This window comes from Roseibium sp. MMSF_3247, from assembly GCF_030733765.1.
GTDB lineage: Bacteria > Pseudomonadota > Alphaproteobacteria > Rhizobiales > Stappiaceae > Roseibium.
Genome location: NZ_JASHII010000002.1, coordinates 749021 through 765927, shown reverse-complemented (window position 1 = coordinate 765927; position 16907 = coordinate 749021). Strand labels below are relative to the sequence as shown.

The 16907-nt window shown below is 57.4% G+C and carries 13 protein-coding genes; 2 read left to right on the top strand and 11 right to left on the bottom strand.

What is annotated here, in order from left to right:
• Positions 1-49: 49 nt before the first annotated feature.
• Together tsf and rpsB are read right to left on the bottom strand one after the other, a co-directional pair.
• Positions 50-967, bottom strand: coding sequence for a translation elongation factor Ts (gene tsf, locus RBB44_RS08905; RefSeq protein ID WP_306147026.1), 918 nt, complete (start codon positions 965-967; stop codon positions 50-52).
• A gap of 154 nt (positions 968-1121) precedes the next feature.
• On the bottom strand, positions 1122-1931 hold the full coding sequence (gene rpsB, locus RBB44_RS08900; protein WP_209175834.1) for a 30S ribosomal protein S2: 810 nt from the start codon (positions 1929-1931) through the stop codon (positions 1122-1124).
• A 314-nt stretch (positions 1932-2245) separates the two neighbouring features.
• On the opposite strand from rpsB, the gene RBB44_RS08895 reads away from it, so the two are divergent.
• A complete protein-coding gene (locus RBB44_RS08895; RefSeq protein WP_306147025.1) occupies positions 2246-2644 on the top strand; it encodes a VOC family protein in 399 nt (132 codons plus the stop codon).
• 17 nt (positions 2645-2661) lie between these two features.
• Here the strand turns inward: RBB44_RS08895 and dnaE are convergent, their stop codons facing one another.
• The 4 genes from dnaE to proS form a co-directional block, all read right to left on the bottom strand.
• On the bottom strand, positions 2662-6105 hold the full coding sequence (gene dnaE / locus RBB44_RS08890; RefSeq protein ID WP_306147312.1) for a DNA polymerase III subunit alpha: 3444 nt from the start codon (positions 6103-6105) through the stop codon (positions 2662-2664).
• Positions 6106-6686: 581 nt separating this feature from the next.
• Entirely contained in the window at positions 6687-7403 is a 717-nt protein-coding gene (locus RBB44_RS08885; protein WP_306147023.1) for an ABC transporter ATP-binding protein, read from the bottom strand.
• Positions 7404-7413: 10 nt separating this feature from the next.
• The gene (locus RBB44_RS08880) at positions 7414-8718 is read right to left on the bottom strand and encodes a lipoprotein-releasing ABC transporter permease subunit (RefSeq protein WP_209177725.1); all 1305 of its coding nucleotides are present in this window, start codon (positions 8716-8718) and stop codon (positions 7414-7416) included.
• An 80-nt stretch (positions 8719-8798) separates the two neighbouring features.
• On the bottom strand, positions 8799-10127 hold the full coding sequence (gene proS / locus RBB44_RS08875; protein ID WP_209177724.1) for a proline--tRNA ligase: 1329 nt from the start codon (positions 10125-10127) through the stop codon (positions 8799-8801).
• A 945-nt stretch (positions 10128-11072) separates the two neighbouring features.
• Between proS and RBB44_RS08870 the strand changes: the two genes are divergently transcribed.
• On the top strand, positions 11073-12104 hold the full coding sequence (locus RBB44_RS08870) for a hypothetical protein (protein WP_306147021.1): 1032 nt from the start codon (positions 11073-11075) through the stop codon (positions 12102-12104).
• Between the two features lie 76 nt (positions 12105-12180).
• Here the strand turns inward: RBB44_RS08870 and RBB44_RS08865 are convergent, their stop codons facing one another.
• From RBB44_RS08865 to nuoN, 5 genes are read right to left on the bottom strand one after another with little or no spacing between them, the layout of a single operon-like run.
• On the bottom strand, positions 12181-12471 hold the full coding sequence (locus RBB44_RS08865) for a DUF1467 family protein (protein WP_306147019.1): 291 nt from the start codon (positions 12469-12471) through the stop codon (positions 12181-12183).
• A 4-nt stretch (positions 12472-12475) separates the two neighbouring features.
• A complete protein-coding gene (mce, locus tag RBB44_RS08860) occupies positions 12476-12880 on the bottom strand; it encodes a methylmalonyl-CoA epimerase (protein ID WP_133950063.1) in 405 nt (134 codons plus the stop codon).
• 55 nt (positions 12881-12935) lie between these two features.
• Positions 12936-14615, bottom strand: coding sequence for a ribonuclease J (locus tag RBB44_RS08855; protein WP_306147018.1), 1680 nt, complete (start codon positions 14613-14615; stop codon positions 12936-12938).
• A gap of 45 nt (positions 14616-14660) precedes the next feature.
• On the bottom strand, positions 14661-15446 hold the full coding sequence (locus RBB44_RS08850; protein ID WP_306147017.1) for a biotin--[acetyl-CoA-carboxylase] ligase: 786 nt from the start codon (positions 15444-15446) through the stop codon (positions 14661-14663).
• A gap of 15 nt (positions 15447-15461) precedes the next feature.
• Positions 15462-16901, bottom strand: a complete 1440-nt coding sequence (gene nuoN / locus RBB44_RS08845; protein ID WP_306147016.1) for an NADH-quinone oxidoreductase subunit NuoN — start codon at positions 16899-16901, stop codon at positions 15462-15464.
• Between the last annotated feature and the right edge of the window lie 6 nt (positions 16902-16907).

Below are 16907 nucleotides of genomic sequence, written 5' to 3'. Positions count from 1 at the left end.
AAGCCTTCAAAAAAAAAGCGCCGGACTAACCGGCGCTTTTCTTGGGACCTTACTGCCCGGAGGCTGCCGCCACTTCCGCGGCGAAATCCTGCTCTTCTTTCTCGATCCCTTCGCCGAGTGCGAAGCGGACGAAACCGGAAAGCTTGACCTCGGTGCCGAGGTCTTTGGCAAGCGCCTCAACGGCCTGCTCTACCGTCTGATCAGGATTGATCACGAATGCCTGTTTCACGAGTGTAACTTCCTCGTAGAACTTGCGCAGACGGCCTTCCACCATTTTCTCAATGATGTTTTCCGGCTTGCCGGATTCACGAGCCTGTTCGGAGAACACGGATTTTTCACGCTCGACCACTTCCGGGTCCAGCTCTTCAGTGTTCAAAGCCAGCGGGCTGGTTGCAGCAACGTGCATGGCGATCTGACGGCCAAGCGCGTTCAGCTTGTCCTTGTCACCGGAGGATTCCAGTGCCACCAGAACACCGATCTTGCCGAGGCCATCGGCGACAGCGCCGTGGACATAGGTGGACACAACACCATCTCCAACGGACAGGATCGCGGTCCGGCGGAGGGTCATGTTCTCGCCGATTGTAGCGATCGCATCGGTGATGGAATCAGCAACAGACTTGCCGTCCAGATTAGCTTCAGTCACTGCGTCGACAGAACCGTCGGTGCCAACGGCAACAGTTGCAACCTTGCCGACCAGTTCCTGGAACCCTTCGTTGCGCGCAACGAAGTCGGTTTCGGAGTTCAGCTCGATCACAGCAGCCTTGGTGCCTTCAGCAGCAACACCAACCAGGCCCTCAGCGGCTACACGGCCAGCCTTCTTGGCAGCCTTTGCCAGGCCTTTGGTGCGCAGCCAATCAACAGCTGCTTCCATGTCACCGCCGTTTTCAGTCAGGGCGGTCTTGCAGTCCATCATGCCAGCGCCGGATTTCTCACGGAGCTCTTTTACCATCGCGGCGGTAATGCTCATCGATTGCCTCGTAGATGGGGGGTTTCAGATGAGACACGGTTTAGCCGATGGCTTTCCGCGCCTTTATGACGGGCCTGCAACAATTTGCACCCCGCCTTGCGAATTCAACATGTTTCTACCGCGCGAAATCCCGCGCGGTAGAAATCAGATCAGTTTAAGCTTGGGCAGCCGCTGCTTCAGCTTCAGCCGGAGCTTCTTCTGCAGCCGCTTCGACCAGCGCTTCTTCGACCGGAGCTTCTTCAGAAGCGCCGACGTCCATGCCAGATGCGCCTTGTGCACGGGAGATGCCATCGATAGCAGCGCGTGCGATGAGGTCGCAATAGAGAGAAATCGCGCGGCCAGCGTCATCGTTGCCAGGAACCGGGTAAGTGATGCCTTCCGGGCTGGAATTGGAATCCAGAATCGCTGCAACCGGAATACCCAGACGGCGGGCTTCCTGGATGGCGATTGCTTCGCGGTTGGTGTCGATGACGAAAATCAGGTCCGGGATACCGCCCATGTCCTTGATACCGCCGAGGTTCCGCTCAAGCTTTTCGCGCTCGCGGTCCATGAACAGACGCTCTTTCTTGGTCAGAGCGTTTGCAGCGTCAGAGTTCAGGGTCTCTTCCAGCTTGCGCAGGCGCTGAATGGACTGGGAAATGGTTTTCCAGTTGGTCAGCATGCCGCCGAGCCAGCGGGCGTTGACAAAGTACTGCGCAGAATTGCGGGCAGACGTTGCAACGGCTTCCTGAGCCTGACGCTTGGTGCCGACAAGCAGAACGCGGCCACCACCGGCGACGGTGTCAGAGACAGCCTTCAGTGCCTGGTGAAGAAGCGGAACGGTCTGGGAGAGGTCCATGATGTGAACATCGTTGCGCACACCAAAGATGTACTGACCCATGCGCGGGTTCCAACGGTGTTTCTGGTGACCAAAGTGAACGCCAGCTTCCAGCAGCTGACGCATCGTGAAATCAGGCAATGCCATGCCTATAACTCCTGAGTTTTCCGGTTTTACCTCCGCAAGAGGGTGTGGGCCGGAGGAAGATCTCCTGTCGGCCACCGGATGGACCCCGATAAGCTCGGTTTCCGCCCCTTGCGTGTGGAATGGGCGCCTTATAGTGGGAGAGAAATTTTATTTCAAGAGCCGGGAGACGGTTTTATGCGCAGAAAGTACTTCTATCAGCCGTTATCCTGCGGCACTATCGGCGCCCTCCACGGCGCTGCCAACCTGCATCTATCTCATTATTGCTTATAAGGCGCCACTTCCGCCGGACTGCCTCTTTTTCCAAGGAGACCTTTTTGGCCACAATCGGCATCAATCACCTCGGCCTCACCGTCCGCGATCTGGACCAGACGACGGGCTTTTTCACAGATTGCCTCGGCTGGGCACTTTTGGCCCGCGATGACAGTTACCCGCGCACCACCGTTTCTGACGGCACCTGCCGTTTGACCCTGTGGCAAGCGGACAAAACCAAAGCGATCTCAAACTTTGACCGCAAAACCAACATCGGCCTGCATCACCTCGCATTGGAAGTTCCGAGCCGGGATGCGCTCGACGAATTGGCGGCAAAAGTCGGCAATTGGCCCGGCGTTCAGATGGAATTCACCCCGGAACCCATGGGCGCCGGTCCGCGGATGCACGCAATGTTTTCAGAACCGGGCGGCATCCGCCTGGAAATCATCTGGCCAGCGAGCTGATCAAGCCAGACGAAACGTTAAGCCATCTGAACGTCAGTGACACCGGGAACTGCCTTGAGCGCCCCGGCGATTTCCGGAGACAAGCGGAATCGGCCCGGGAGTTTCACTTCGACCTCGCGGGCGCCGTTTTCCAGAAGCACAATCACCGTAACATCCCCCTCCCCGCGCGCTGTCAGCTGCTTGGCAAGACTTGCAATCGGCCGCTCGTCGCGCACAAACACCCGCATGCTCTTTTGAAGGCGCGCGGCAACCTTGTCGATCGGGTCAACCTGTTCGATCCGGAGTGAGGGTTCATCGTCGCGCATGTCGGCCCCAACGAGCACGACCACCGAACGCCCGGTTTGAAGCACATCGCGGAATTGCTCCAGCTTTTCGCGGAAGAGCAGCGCTTCATACTGGCCAGTGGCATCCGACAAGCGCGCTATGCCCATCCGGGTTCCAGACTTTGTCTTGCGCTCCTGCATGGAAATCACGGTCCCTGCAAGACGGCCGGCCGATGCCCCTTTTTTCACCGCTTCGGCAAACTGCGCCCACGGCTGAGCGCGCATCTTTTCAAGGACAGAGGCATATTCATCGATCGGGTGCGCGGAGAGATAAAAGCCGATCGCCGAATGCTCGCGCTGAAGCTTCTCCTCAGACGTCCAGCCATGAACCTCATCGAGCTGCAGGGGTTCTTCGCTGTCAGATCCGCCAAACAGTTCATCCTGACCGAGGGTCTTGTTTTCTTCCGTGCGCTGCGCGAGCCCCATGATCCGGTCAAGACCTTCGAAAACACGAGCCCGGTTCGGCTCCAGCTCATCGAACGCACCGGCAGCGACCAGATTTTCGAGCGTGCGCTTGTTTAATGCCTTCGGTGAAATACGCCGGGCAAAATCGCCAAGGCTCTTGAACGGCGTCTCGCCGCGCACCTCGACAATATGTTCCACCGCCTGTTCGCCAACACCCTTCACGGCCCCCATTGCGTAGAGGATCTTGCCGTCCGACACGTCAAAATAGACCTGCGAGCGGTTGATAGACGGCGGCACCACCTCAATACCTATCCGCCGGGCTTCCTGGCGGAAATCCCCGAGCTTTTCGGTATTTCCCATATCGAGTGTCATGGATGCCGCCATGAATTCGACCGGGTGGTTCGCCTTCAGCCAGGCCGTATGATAGGAAACCAGCGCATAGGCGGCTGCGTGCGATTTGTTAAAGCCGTAGTTCGCGAATTTCGCCACAAGGTCGAAGATCGTTCCGGCCTGTGTTTTATTGATGCCCCGCTCAACGGCGCCGTCGACGAAGCGGGCGCGCTGCACTTCCATCTCCGCGGCAATCTTCTTACCCATCGCCCGGCGCAGAAGGTCCGCTTCTCCGAGCGAATAACCGGATAGCACCTGCGCGATCTGCATCACCTGCTCCTGGTAGACGATGATGCCATTCGTCTCCATCAGGATCGGCTCAAGCAGCGGATGCAGACAATCCGGCTCCTGTTCGCCGTGCTTCACCGCATTGTAGACCGGGATGTTCTCCATCGGGCCCGGACGGTACAGCGCAACGAGCGCAATGATGTCTTCAAACCGGTCCGGCTTCATACCCGCTACGGCGCGGCGCATGCCCTGGCTTTCCAGCTGGAACACGCCGAACGTCTCACCGCGGGTCAAAAGATCATAGGACTTCTTGTCGTCAATCGGCAGGCTGGCGACATCCACGTTGATGCCGCGCCGCTCGATCAGTTTTACCGCCGTATCGATGACCGTGAGGGTCTTCAGGCCGAGAAAGTCGAATTTTACAAGGCCGGCATCCTCAACCATCTTCATGTTGAATTGGGCAACCGGCATGTCGGAACGCGGGTCGCGGTAGAGCGGGACGAGCTGCTCAAGCGGCCGGTCGCCGATCACCACACCGGCTGCGTGGGTGGACGCATGCCGGTAAAGCCCTTCAAGCTTTTGAGCCATGCCGAGAAGCCGCTCGACGATTTCTTCTTCGCGGGCTGCTTCACGCAGGCGCGGCTCGTCCTCAATCGCCTGCCCAAGAGTGACAGGATTGGCCGGGTTGGCGGGCACGAGCTTACACAGCCTGTCGACCTGGCCATACGGCATCTGCAACACACGGCCAACGTCGCGCAGCACCGCGCGCGCCTGCAAGGACCCGAAGGTGATGATCTGGGCCACCTGCTGACGGCCGTACTTCTCCTGAACGTAGCGAATGACTTCTTCACGCCGGGACTGACAGAAGTCGATATCGAAATCCGGCATCGAGACACGTTCCGGGTTCAAGAACCGCTCAAAGAGAAGCGAGAACCGCATTGGGTCAAGATCGGTGATGGTCAACGACCAGGCCACCAGGGAGCCCGCGCCAGAGCCACGGCCCGGTCCAACCGGGATGTCGTGGTTCTTCGCCCATTTGATGAAGTCGGCAACGATCAGGAAGTAACCCGGAAACTTCATCCGTTCGATGATGCCGGTCTCATAATCGAGGCGTTCCCAGTAGTCTTTCTCCTCAAGGCCCGGCGCCAGGCCATGAGCATCGAGGCGGGCCTGAAGCCCTTCGCGGGCCTGGCGTTTCAGTTCTTCCGATTCGGCGCGCTCGGCTTCTTCCGGGTCCGCATCTGCACCAGCAAACCGGGGCAGGATCGGTGCCCGCTTCATCGGCCGGAACGAACAACGCTGCGCGATCTCAATCGTGGAGGCCAGTGCTTCGGGCAAATCTGCAAAAAGAGCGCACATTTCCGCGCGCGTCTTGAAATAGTGCTCCGGCGTTAACCGCCGCCGATCGCTTTCGATCAGAACCCGGCCTTCCGAGATACAGATCAGCGCATCGTGCGCCTCGTAATCATCGCGCGCTGGAAAGAAAGCCTCATTGGTCGCAACAAGCGGCAATCCCATCTCGTAGGCAAGATCTAGGAATGCCTCTTCGGTCTTGCGCTCGCTCTCCATGCCGTGGCGCTGAAGCTCGACATAACACCGTCCGGCAAATCCATCGGCCAACGTTTTCAGCCGGCTCTTCGCCAAATCCTTCCGGCCCGCCAACAGCGGCGCGCCAATGGCGCCCAGACTTCCACCGGTCAGGACGATCACATCGTGCGCTTTTTGAAGAAGATAGCTGATCGAGACATGCGGCCTCAGGCCCGTTTCCGTGTCGAGAAACGCCCTTGACGTCAGTTCCATCAAGTTGCCGTAACCGGTTTCAGTCATCGCTATCAGAACGAGGTCAGCAAGTGCCGGCTCGCCGCGCCGTCCGCTGTCCAGACCATCATCAAAAAACACGGACAATTGGCACGCCGTGATCGGCTGGATGCCGGCGCCCCAGGCTTTGCTCGAGAACTCCTGCGCTCCAAAAAGATTGTTGGTGTCGGCGATCGCAAGCGCCGGCTGCTCGTCTGCCTTGGCGAGATCCAAGAGCTTCTTGATGGGCAACGCCCCTTCCAGGAGCGAGAGCGCGGAATGAACGCGCAAGTGCACGAAGCCCGGACCGCTCCCCATTGGAGCGGGCGCTCCAGACACGGAGCTCATATCGCTGTCTACATTCGTCATGGCGGCATACTCAATGGCTTGCGCGAATCTTCGCTTCAAAGTGAAACGCCTCGGGGGCGTTTCGTCCAGCCGCCAGTGCGGTTGTCACCGCTGTTCTTTAAAGGGCTAAAAGCATCTCTGCCAGACCATGTTGTGCCATGTGTCTTGCCAATTGCCTTCGCTAGTCCGACCACACCTCAATTCTGGTATCGATTTGAGGGCATGCTGCCCGGCTGCCACGTGCCGGACTGCAGGTTGGATACGCTGCGGCTCAACCAGCGGAGAGAATGACATCGCCCCAAACAGCGAGCGTCGCACAGAAGGAAACAAGGGATGCAAAAGCTGCACAGTCACGAGCGAAATAAAACATACCACCCTCCAACATCTTGTTCGATATCTAGAGCATGTTCCATTTATGTTCTCTTTGCAAGCCTTTTTTGTTCTCCTTGATTTGATTTGTATAAAACCCGCAGAAACCTTTGTGTTTTTGCTTTGTTCCAGTCTCACCAAAAGCGTTTTCGTCAAAAACCGGAACGCCTAGGTTCGCCAATTCAGCGGGGTTTGACGAGACCGTCTGCCAGCGTGATGGCGCGATCCATCCGTCCGGCAAGTTCAAGATTGTGGGTCGCAAAGAGCGTCGCAACCCCAGAGGCCCGGACGAGCGCTGACAGCGCATCGAAGACATAGTTCGCGGTGTTGGGATCAAGATTGCCGGTCGGTTCATCGAGAAGAAGAATCCGCGGCGCATTTGCAACCGCGCGGGCAACGGCAACCCGCTGCTGTTCACCGCCGGAAAGCTCAGACGGACGGTGGCTGCCCCGATCGGCAAGGCGCATATAGGCGAGAAGCTCATTGGCGCGGTCGGCCGCCACCTTTTTCGGCAACCCCCGGATCATCTGCGGCATCATGATGTTCTCCTGCGCGGTAAACTCCGGCAGAAGATGGTGAAACTGGTAGACGAAGCCGATGTCGTTGCGCCGGATCGCGGTCCGCTCATCATCCGACAAATCCGTGCAATTGACGCCGCCGAGATAGACATCGCCGCCATCGGGTTGCTCCAAGAGCCCCGCAATATGCAAAAGCGTCGATTTACCGGTTCCGGATGGCGCGACGAGCGCCACCATTTCACCGGCTTCAATGCGCAGGTTCGCACCATTTAGCACATGAAGCTTGTGGTCGCCTTCATCATACGCACGTGAAATCCCGGACAGTTCGATGGCAGCCGGTTGAAGGCCGGGAGCCCGGCGCGGATCTACAGCCTGGTTCATCTGCCCTCTCCTATTCGTACCGCAGGGCTTCGACCGGATCGAGCCGGGCCGCCCGCCACGCCGGATAAAGCGTCGCCAGAAGAGACAGAGCAAGCGCCATCAACAAAACCGTTACAGTCTCGCCGCTGTCGATTTCCGCCGGCAGTTTCGACAGGAAATAGAGCGTCGGATCAAACAGTTGCGTCGACGTCAGCCAGGAAACGAATTGCCGGATGCTCTCAATGTTGAGGCACACGATGAGCCCAAGGAAAAAACCAGCCAGCGTGCCGACACAGCCAATGCTGGCGCCGGTGATCAAAAAGATCCGCATGATGGACCCACGCGTTGCGCCCATGGTCCGCAGGATCGCAATGTCATGCCCCTTGTCCTTCACCAGCATGATCAGGCCTGAAATGATGTTGAGCGCCGCGACCAGCACAATGAGTGTCAGGATGATGAACATCACGTTCCTTTCAACCTCAAGGGCGGAAAAGAACGTCACATTCCGCTGCCGCCAGTCGGTTACGAACGCCGGACGGCCGGCAGCTTCTTCAACGGCAGCCAGCATGGTTCCGACATTGTCCGGATCGACCACATAAAGCTCAATCCCGGTCGTGATGCCGTCCATGTTGAAATAGGCTTGGGATTCGGGCAGTGGCATGAACAGGAAAGTCGCGTCATATTCGCTCATGCCGATCTCGAAGATCGCGGTCACCGGATAGGCCTTGACCCGCGGGGTCACGCCCATCGGGGTGACGCTGCCACGCGGTGAAATAATGGTGATGTTGTCACCAAGCGTGATGCCGAGCTGTTGCGCCATGCGCGAACCGATCGCAACGCCTTGACCGGCATCAAAACCATCCAGCGTCCCGGCGCGCAAGTTGTTGGCAACCAACGGGATCCGGCGCAAGTCACTTTCCTTGAGACCGCGCACCAGTGCTCCGAGATTTCCGGCTGGACCGGAGACGAGGGCCTGGCCTTCAACGAACGGAATGGCGCTGATGACTTCCGGTACGCCCTCAAGGCGTTTGGCCACCGGATCATAATCGGTGAGCGGCTGGTCAATCGGCTGAATCAGCATGTGGCCATTGATCCCGAGGATCTTGCCCAAGAGCTCAGAGCGGAACCCGTTCATCACCGCCATGACGATGATAAGCGTTGCTACGCCCAGCATGATGCCTGCGAAGGAGAAACCGGCGATCACTGAAATGAAGGTTTCCCGGCGGCGCGAGCGCAGATACCGGCCGGCGATCATCCATTCAAAGGGCGCAAAGGGGCGTGTCGGCTCTGCCGTCTCCCGGTCCGCGCCCTCGCGGGCAGTGTCTACTGCTGTCATCTTCCATCCAATTCAGCAATGCCCCAGTGGCCGCAGTTTCCCGTAGCCGAATCCTCGCCCCAGAGGATCACCGGACTGGATCAGTCCGTCAATGCCGCGGTGAGCTTGTTCAAGGTCGCCTCAGGGGTGAGCATTTCCTTTTCCCCAGTTGCCCGGTCCTTGACCTCCAGCACACCATCTTTCAGCCCGCGCGGACCGGCCACCACCTGGAATGGCAAACCGATCAGATCCATCGTGGCAAATTTCGCCCCTGCCCGGCTGTCCGTGTCGTCGTAAAGCACCTCAATGCCGGCAGCTTCGAGCTTGGCGTAAAGGTCCTCACAGACCGGATCGGTCAAATCATCGCCCGGGCGCATGTTGATGATGCCAACATGGAACGGTGCTACCGATTTCGGCCAGATGATTCCATCCTCATCATGATTGGCCTCAATCAAGGCACCAAGAAGACGGGATACGCCGACACCATAGGAGCCCATGTGGACCGGCACTTCCGTTCCTTCAGCAGTGGCGACCTTGGCGCCCATCGCATCTGAGTATTTTGTGCCGAAATAGAAGATGTGACCGACTTCGATACCGCGCGCAGATACACGTGTGTCTTCTGCCAGCGCGCCGAAAGCTGCTTCATCATGCATTTCGTCGGTTGCAGCGTAGGGGGTCGTCCAGCTTTCAACGATCGGTGACAGATCCGACCAGAAATCTGTGTCCTTGGCCGGGATCGGCATTTCAAGAAGCGACTTGTCCAGAAACACTTCGCTCTCGCCGGTTTCTGCAAGGATGATGAATTCATGGCTGAGATCGCCGCCAATCGGGCCCGTGTCGGCCTTCATCGGGATCGCCTTCAGGCCCATCCGGTCAAAAGTGCGCAGATACGCAACGAACATACGGTTATAAGCATGACGCGCCGATTCCTGATCAAGATCGAAGGAATAAGCATCCTTCATCAGGAACTCGCGCCCGCGCATGATGCCGAACCGCGGGCGGACTTCATCCCGGAACTTCCACTGTATGTGGTAAAGGTTTAGCGGCAGGTCTTTATAGGAGCGCACGTAGCTGCGGAAGATGTCGGTGATCATCTCCTCGTTGGTCGGACCGAAGAGCATTTCGCGCTCGTGGCGGTCGGTGATGCGCAGCATCTCCTTGCCATAGGCATCATAGCGCCCGCTTTCGCGCCACAAGTCGGCAGGCTGGATGGTCGGCATCAGCAACTGAACCGCCCCTGCCCGCGCCTGCTCTTCTTCCACAATCCGCTCAATCTTGCGAAGCACCTTCAATCCCAGTGGCAGCCAAGAATAAATCCCGGCGGACTGTTGGCGGATCATGCCAGCCCGCAGCATGAGCCGGTGGGAAACAATTTCCGCTTCCTTCGGAGTTTCTTTCAGGATGGGCAGGAAGTAACGGGACAGACGCATTTATGCACTCTCAAAACTGTGGCATTGCCGGATTTGTGCGCAGTCAAAGCGCAAGCTGACCCTAAACACAAGAGCAATCGCATTTTATGGCCGAGTTTTGCAGGATTTGGAGGTAGACAGCGGTTCGCCAGCTGGATTGCAGGACTTAGCCAGCTCAGTTTGCAGCGCCGTTTTCCGGGTTCCACGTGTTTTTTTGACGCATCGGAAATAGGCAAGCAAAAAATGTAGGCTCTCCAAGACAAATAGGTGACAAGGCGAAAACAATCAGTTAGGTTCCGTTCCCATAACAAGAAAGCCCTAGGCAGAAATGTCAGGAGCTTACGGACATCGCGGTCTGAGTCTTGGGAGGAAGGACACCAGGCGCGCCTTACGGCAGCAGCCGCCCCGTCAAACCGGAAAACCGGCACGCGAGGGAACGGAGTCAATTTAGACGCGGAACTTTATCAAGGCAGAGCTTCAGGCTCTGCCTTTTTTCTTTGTCTGCGATAATTCGAACACTCTGAATTTCGACCAGCTTTGACGTTCGAAGCGTCCTTATCCCTCGCACAAGACGGCGGTCCACTGCGATTGTTGCTGCCTGCATTTCTGCCATGCCGGATGAGCATAACTGGCCGCGCCTATCTCCTTGCGAATTATGACGAATCGAAAGCCGCCATTTCGGCCAAGAAGCACCGCAGATTGGACATGGCCCCAATGTCCATTTTATTTCGGACAACAGAAATCCGGCTTTCAGATTAGGACCTTGCTAAGAAACATGAAGAAATAAACTTTCGGCATATTCCTCTCCTTAACCCTTCTTGCAACATAGTCATTTCTAACGTTACGTTTTTGTGACACAGAACACAGTGTAGCAGTCACGTGCCGGGCTACGCAGGAAGTGTGACGGCGCTAAGTACGACCCGCGTGCCGGGACACTAATAACGAAGAACAAAACTGGAGAACAAAATGGCTCTGCACGATTGGTCACTTCCGGGGCACCCGCTGGATCCGACACAACGGCTCTCCCGCCCTCAGCAAGTGCCGCCTTTGCCGTCAGAGCCTTGCCTGCCAGTTCATCTCAACCGGAACGTATTTTACCTCGTTCCGTCAGATTCTACCGACGATACGAAAGACGATATCGGTGCGTTCTTCCGCCTGGGCGAATACTCCGAGGTGGAGCGCACCGCGTTCGAGAATGATCATCATGATGAGCTCTTCCCGGCTCAACACATTTCCGATGAAGGCGACGATACGTCTGTCTACTCAAATGCTGCTGGCGGTTCTCAAGGCATTCTTCTTGCCTGCGATGGCCGGGTGCTGATCAAAGCTGCTGAAAAAATGTATCTCGAGACCGCGGACTATCATCAGCAGGTCAATGGCGACTACACGCTTGACGTGGACGGCGATTACTCTGCCGCGATCCAGGACAGCATCAACGTTTCGACCGAAAACGGCGGCATCACCGTGACCAGCGGTCGGAACCAGCAGATCAAGATCAACGCGGGCGACGGCACCGGTAAGCTCGAAATAAAGTCGAAAGACGAGTCAAAAAACATTCAGGGCAAGTCTGACCACACCTACCACAAATGGCATACGGTGAAGTACAAGGACTCCTTCGAGAGCCATAAGTTTGGTTGGGACTTCAACAGCATCTATGGGTTTTCGATGACCACTTTTTACGGTGGCATCATGGAATCCGTCTACGGCATCCGCATGCAGTTCGACAAATTCAATTTCATGTCCGACTGGGTCTCCTTAAATTGGAAAGGCACACAGATCGACCTGAAGGGCATCGTGATGAAAAAACTCACAGCCAAATTCGGAATGACGGATTGTTCGGCTGAATGGGATGAAATCATGGTCGGTCTGCAGGGCCTGAAAGCAGAGGCCACACGTCTGGAAGCAAAGCGCAAGGAATTGGCCGTTCAAAGCGGCAGCGTGGATCTGAAAAACCACGGCACCGGCGCCCGCCTGGTCGGGATCGAATGCGTGCTTTAACGACTAAAAAATGAGCGGGAAAACAAAGGGGAGCCGCAACAGCGGCTCCCCTTTTTCATTCCATTCACACCGGGCTTTACCCGCCAGGCGTGGAGTAACTCTCGCTTGGAGGCATAAAAAAAGGAATATCATCCAAGCCGAAACCACTGGAGCGCAGCCACATGTACCCGGCAAAGAGCACGCAGGTGACGCCCGTCGTCATCAGCAGTACGCGCAACATTCGGGGGCGTTCAGGGGCACTGGCCTCAGAGCCCGGGATCACCTCGCCTGCTTCCTCCTGTGTCCGGCGCATGCCAAACGGAAGCATTGCAAATAAGATGATCCACCACATCATGAAAAAGATTGCCAGGCTGAACGCCAAAGACATGTGATTAAGCCTCTTCCAATTCCGTCAGGGTGCCGAGAAAGTCCTTCGGGTGCAGGAACAGCACCGGTTTGCCGTGGGCACCGATTTTCGGTTCGCCGCTGCCAAGAACACGTGCGCCATCCGCCACCAGTTTGTCACGCGCCGCGATGATGTCGTCGACTTCATAACAGACGTGGTGGATACCGCCGGACGGGTTCTTTTCCAGGAACTTGGCGATCGGCGAATCTTCCCCAAGCGGTTCGAGCAACTCGATCTTGGTGTTCGGCAGGTTGATGAACACGGTCGAAACACCGTGGTCCGGCTGCGCTTCCTTGGCAGAGACATCCGCACCAAGCGTGTCCCGGTAAACGGCGGTCGCCGCCTCGATATCCGACACTGCAATGGCCACGTGGTTAAGCCGACCGATCATTCCAATTCCTCCACAAACAGGCAAACCGTGCTTTGAGCACGATTTGCGGTGTAACTTATAGCCGGGTCACCACCACCTTGCAGAGCGTCTTTTTGCCCCAGACATCAAGGATTTCCGAACGGGCCGCACGGCGTGCCGCTTCCGCGATCAGATCCTTGTCCTTGCGCCGGGCTTTCGGAATACTCGTCACAGCGCCAATGACAGCCTTTTGAACGATGTCTTCCATCGGCTCGCCATCATCGTCCGTGTCCGGCAGTCCGAGCAGCACGGCATGTGGATCGTCGAGCAGCTCTCCGGACCGGTTTACCACCAGTGTGATGATCGCAGCGCCCGCAAAAGACAGCTTCCGCCGTTCCTTCACCCCGGTGACCTCCGGGTCGTCAAGGATCCGGCCATCCTTCACCAGAATACCAAACGGCGCCTCATCGATGATTGCAGCCCGGCCGGCCACAAGGCGGATGATGTCCCCATTCTTGCCGCGAATGACTTCCGGAACACCTTGCTCCTTCGCAAACGCAGCATGAGCTGCAAGATGCAATGGTTCCCCATGAACGGGAAGCACGACTTTTGGCTGTACCAGTTTGTAGAGCTGCTCCAGTTCGCCGCGGCGCGGGTGTCCCGAAACATGGACCAGGGCATCCTTGTCGGTGACGATTTCAACGTCCTTGTCCGCCAGGTTATTGAGGACAGCCCCGACTTCCTTTTCATTTCCCGGAATGGTCCGGGAAGAAAAGATCACCATGTCGCCTTGTGCAAGCGCAATATTCCGGTGGTCGCCGGCAGCAATCCGTGCAAGTGCGGCCCGGTTTTCACCCTGTGATCCGGTGCACAACAACACCACCTTGTCACGCGGCAGATAGCCATAGGCTTCTTCGTCATGGAAGGCCGGGAGGTCATCCATGTATTCCAGCTCGTTGGCCACCTCGATGGCCCGGTGCATCGACCGGCCAACCACAACAACATCGCGCTCATTCGCAGCAGCAGCACGCGCAATTGCCCGGATGCGGGCCACGTTGGAAGCAAAGGTTGTCACGGCAACGCGGTGCTTGGCACGGCCAATCACCTTGGTTAGTTCAGCAGCGACGTCGGCCTCACTCGGGCTGACACCGTCACGAACCGCATTGGTGCTGTCACAGACCAGCGCCATCACCCCTTCGCGGCCAAGCTCTGCCAGCCGGTCGAGGTCGATTGGTTGGCCAATGCCAGGGGATGTGTCGATTTTCCAGTCACCGGTGTGCAGCACCAAACCCGCCGGAGTGCGGATCGCAAGCGCACAAGGCTCAGGGATCGAGTGGGCCATGGCGACGAATTCCACGTCGAACGGACCAATCTTGTGGCGTTCGCCCTGGCGGACCACCGTCACGGGAACTTCTTCAGCACCCGGCTCACTCTCGGTCTTGGCCGCCAGCAGACCGGCGGTAAATGCCGTTGCGTAGACCGGTACCTTCAGGAAGGGCCACAGGTGCAGGATCGCGCCATAGTGATCTTCATGGGCATGGGTGATGACCATGCCGACAATGTTGTTGACCTCGTCTTCCAGAAACTTGATGTCCGGCATCACCAGATCGATGCCAGGAAGTTCCGGACCTGCAAAGCTGACCCCGCAATCGACGATCAGCCATTTCCGATTTCCTTCCGGCCCGAAGCCGTAAAGCCCGAGGTTCATGCCGATTTCGCCAACACCGCCAAGCGGCAGGAACACAATGTCGTTTTCTTTATCCTTGGCCGAAGCCATCAAATTCTCCTACCCCTCACATTTTTCGAGGGAACTGTCCGGCCGTCATCCGCCGGATAAAAATACGTCACCGGCGTAGACAGTGCGTTTTTGGCCGTTATCCAGTCTTAGGACCAAATGGCCGGACGCATCCAGATCGTCAAAAATGCCGGTTATTTCTTCTTGAGCGGCCCGGACAGTGATCATTTGTCCCAAATGCGCCGCCCGCTTCAACCATTGGCGCCGGATACGATCAAAGCCGTCCGGTTGGTGCCAGATTGCCAAATACTTTGCCAGAGCTTCCGCCAACGCCGCGAACAAGCTGTCGGCCGATACTTGATAGCCAAGGCTGCGCAGATCGGTTGCCCGATACAACGCCGGATCGGGATGGGACACACAATTGACCCCAAACCCCATGACCGCAACCAGCCTTCCGTCTTTGAGTGTCTCGGCTTCCAGCAAGATGCCCGAGAGTTTCGCTCCGTCGACCAGCAGGTCGTTCGGCCACTTCAACGACACCAATTGGAGCGTACCGGCAGCCTTGTCAACGGCTTCGGCGAGCGCAACAGCCGACAAAAGCGGCAATTCGCCGATCCGAGCCAATGGAGACGGGTCGATCAGCAGCACACTTGCGAAGAGATTTCCCTGCGGAGAGGTCCAGGCCCGCCCCCGTCGGCCCCGGCCAGCAGTCTGAATGCCAGCCCGGATCCAAAGGTTTCCAGGATGCCCCGAAACGGCCCGCTCTAGACACAGAGCGTTGGTCGAGCCGACCGTCTCATAGGCCTCATAGAGAAAATCCGGCGCTCCGGGCGCCGGACCTTTTGTCTCAAGATGTGGTGCGGGACTGTTCAATCGCCAAACCGCTTATCAAAACAACGACTGTGCCGCAGCGGTTGCAGCCGTTACGACCGGACCAGGCATGACCCAGAAAAAGACCACGAACACACCGGACAGGCCGAGGACGACCTTCAGTTCGGTCGGCATCGGCTGGAAGGCCTCCGCCGGTTCGTCAAAGAACATCACCTTGACGATGCGCAGGTAGTAGTAACAGCCGACCACGGATGCCAGCACGCCGATAACGGCTAGCGGATAGAGGCCTGCCTCGACAGCGGCTGCAAACACGAACCACTTTCCGAAGAAACCAATCAGCGGCGGAATGCCTGCAAGCGAGAACATCAGCAAACCAAGGATCACCGCCATCGGCAGGTTGGTTTGAGAAAGGCCGGAAAGATCGGAGATCTCTTCAACCATGCCATCCTTACGCCGCATGGACAAGATGCAGGCAAACACACCAAGCGTCATGCCGAGATAGGCGACCATATAGAAGATCACGCCTTCAACACCGGTCTGCGTACCGGCCGCAAGACCGACCAGCGCGTAGCCCATATGGCCGATGGACGAATACGCCATCAGGCGCTTCAGGTTGGTCTGACCAATTGCGGCGAACGCACCGAGCGCCATTGAGGCAATCGATACGAAGACGATGATCTGCTGCCAATCGCTGGTGACCGGATGAAACGCATCAATGACAATCCGCACCAGCATCCCCATGGCGGCAACCTTCGGAGCTGCTGCGAAGAATGCGGTGACAGGCGTTGGCGCACCTTCATAAACGTCCGGTGTCCACATGTGGAACGGAACGGCGGAGATCTTGAAGGCAAGGCCTGCAAGAATGAAGGTCAAACCAATGATCAGACCGATGGACGCGCCTTCTTGCGAAATCAAATCGGCAATTGCGGCGAAGGAGATCTGACCGGAGAAGCCGTAAACCAGCGACATGCCGTAAAGCAGCATGCCGGAGGACAGCGCGCCGAGAACGAAGTACTTCAAGCCCGCTTCTGTTGACCGGACACTGTCGCGGTTGATCGCAGCCACAACGTAGAGCGACAAACTCTGGAGTTCGAGACCCATGTAGAGCGCAATCATATCGTTTGCCGACAGCATCAGCATCATGCCGAGCGTCGCAAGGACGATCAGGATCGGATACTCAAAATGGTCAAACGACTGGCTCTTCGCATAGGCCCACGACATGGCGATCGCAAAGAACGATCCGACAAGGACCACCAGCTTCAAGAAGTAGGCGTAGTCATCGAGGATGAAGGAACCGCCGAAGGTTTCACCGAAACTTGGGACCAGCAGCAGCACGAGAAACGTACCGCCAAGAAGCCCCATCGCTCCACCAAAGACCGCGTAGCTGATGTTCCGGCCACCGAAGGCACCGACCATCAACAGCACCATCGCTCCGATCGCCAGAATGATTTCCGGCAAGGCCGGCATGAGATCTGGCAGTTGGGTCACGTCTGACATAGCTCT

What these genes read in the sequence shown, in the direction of transcription:
- RBB44_RS08880 (WP_209177725.1), bottom strand. Translation starts at nt 8,718, where the DNA reads ATGACAGCAGTAGACACTGCCCGCGAGGGCGCGGACCGGGAGACGGCA.
- dnaE (WP_306147312.1), bottom strand. Translation starts at nt 6,105, where the DNA reads ATGGGGAGCGGTCCGGGCTTCGTGCACTTGCGCGTTCATTCCGCGCTC.
- proS (WP_209177724.1), bottom strand. Translation starts at nt 10,127, where the DNA reads ATGCGTCTGTCCCGTTACTTCCTGCCCATCCTGAAAGAAACTCCGAAG.
- nuoN (WP_306147016.1), bottom strand. Translation starts at nt 16,901, where the DNA reads ATGTCAGACGTGACCCAACTGCCAGATCTCATGCCGGCCTTGCCGGAA.
- rpsB (WP_209175834.1), bottom strand. Translation starts at nt 1,931, where the DNA reads ATGGCATTGCCTGATTTCACGATGCGTCAGCTGCTGGAAGCTGGCGTT.
- RBB44_RS08885 (WP_306147023.1), bottom strand. Translation starts at nt 7,403, where the DNA reads ATGAACCAGGCTGTAGATCCGCGCCGGGCTCCCGGCCTTCAACCGGCT.
- mce (WP_133950063.1), bottom strand. Translation starts at nt 12,880, where the DNA reads ATGATCGGTCGGCTTAACCACGTGGCCATTGCAGTGTCGGATATCGAG.
- RBB44_RS08855 (WP_306147018.1), bottom strand. Translation starts at nt 14,615, where the DNA reads ATGGCTTCGGCCAAGGATAAAGAAAACGACATTGTGTTCCTGCCGCTT.
- tsf (WP_306147026.1), bottom strand. Translation starts at nt 967, where the DNA reads ATGAGCATTACCGCCGCGATGGTAAAAGAGCTCCGTGAGAAATCCGGC.
- RBB44_RS08870 (WP_306147021.1), top strand. Translation starts at nt 11,073, where the DNA reads ATGGCTCTGCACGATTGGTCACTTCCGGGGCACCCGCTGGATCCGACA.
- RBB44_RS08865 (WP_306147019.1), bottom strand. Translation starts at nt 12,471, where the DNA reads ATGTCTTTGGCGTTCAGCCTGGCAATCTTTTTCATGATGTGGTGGATC.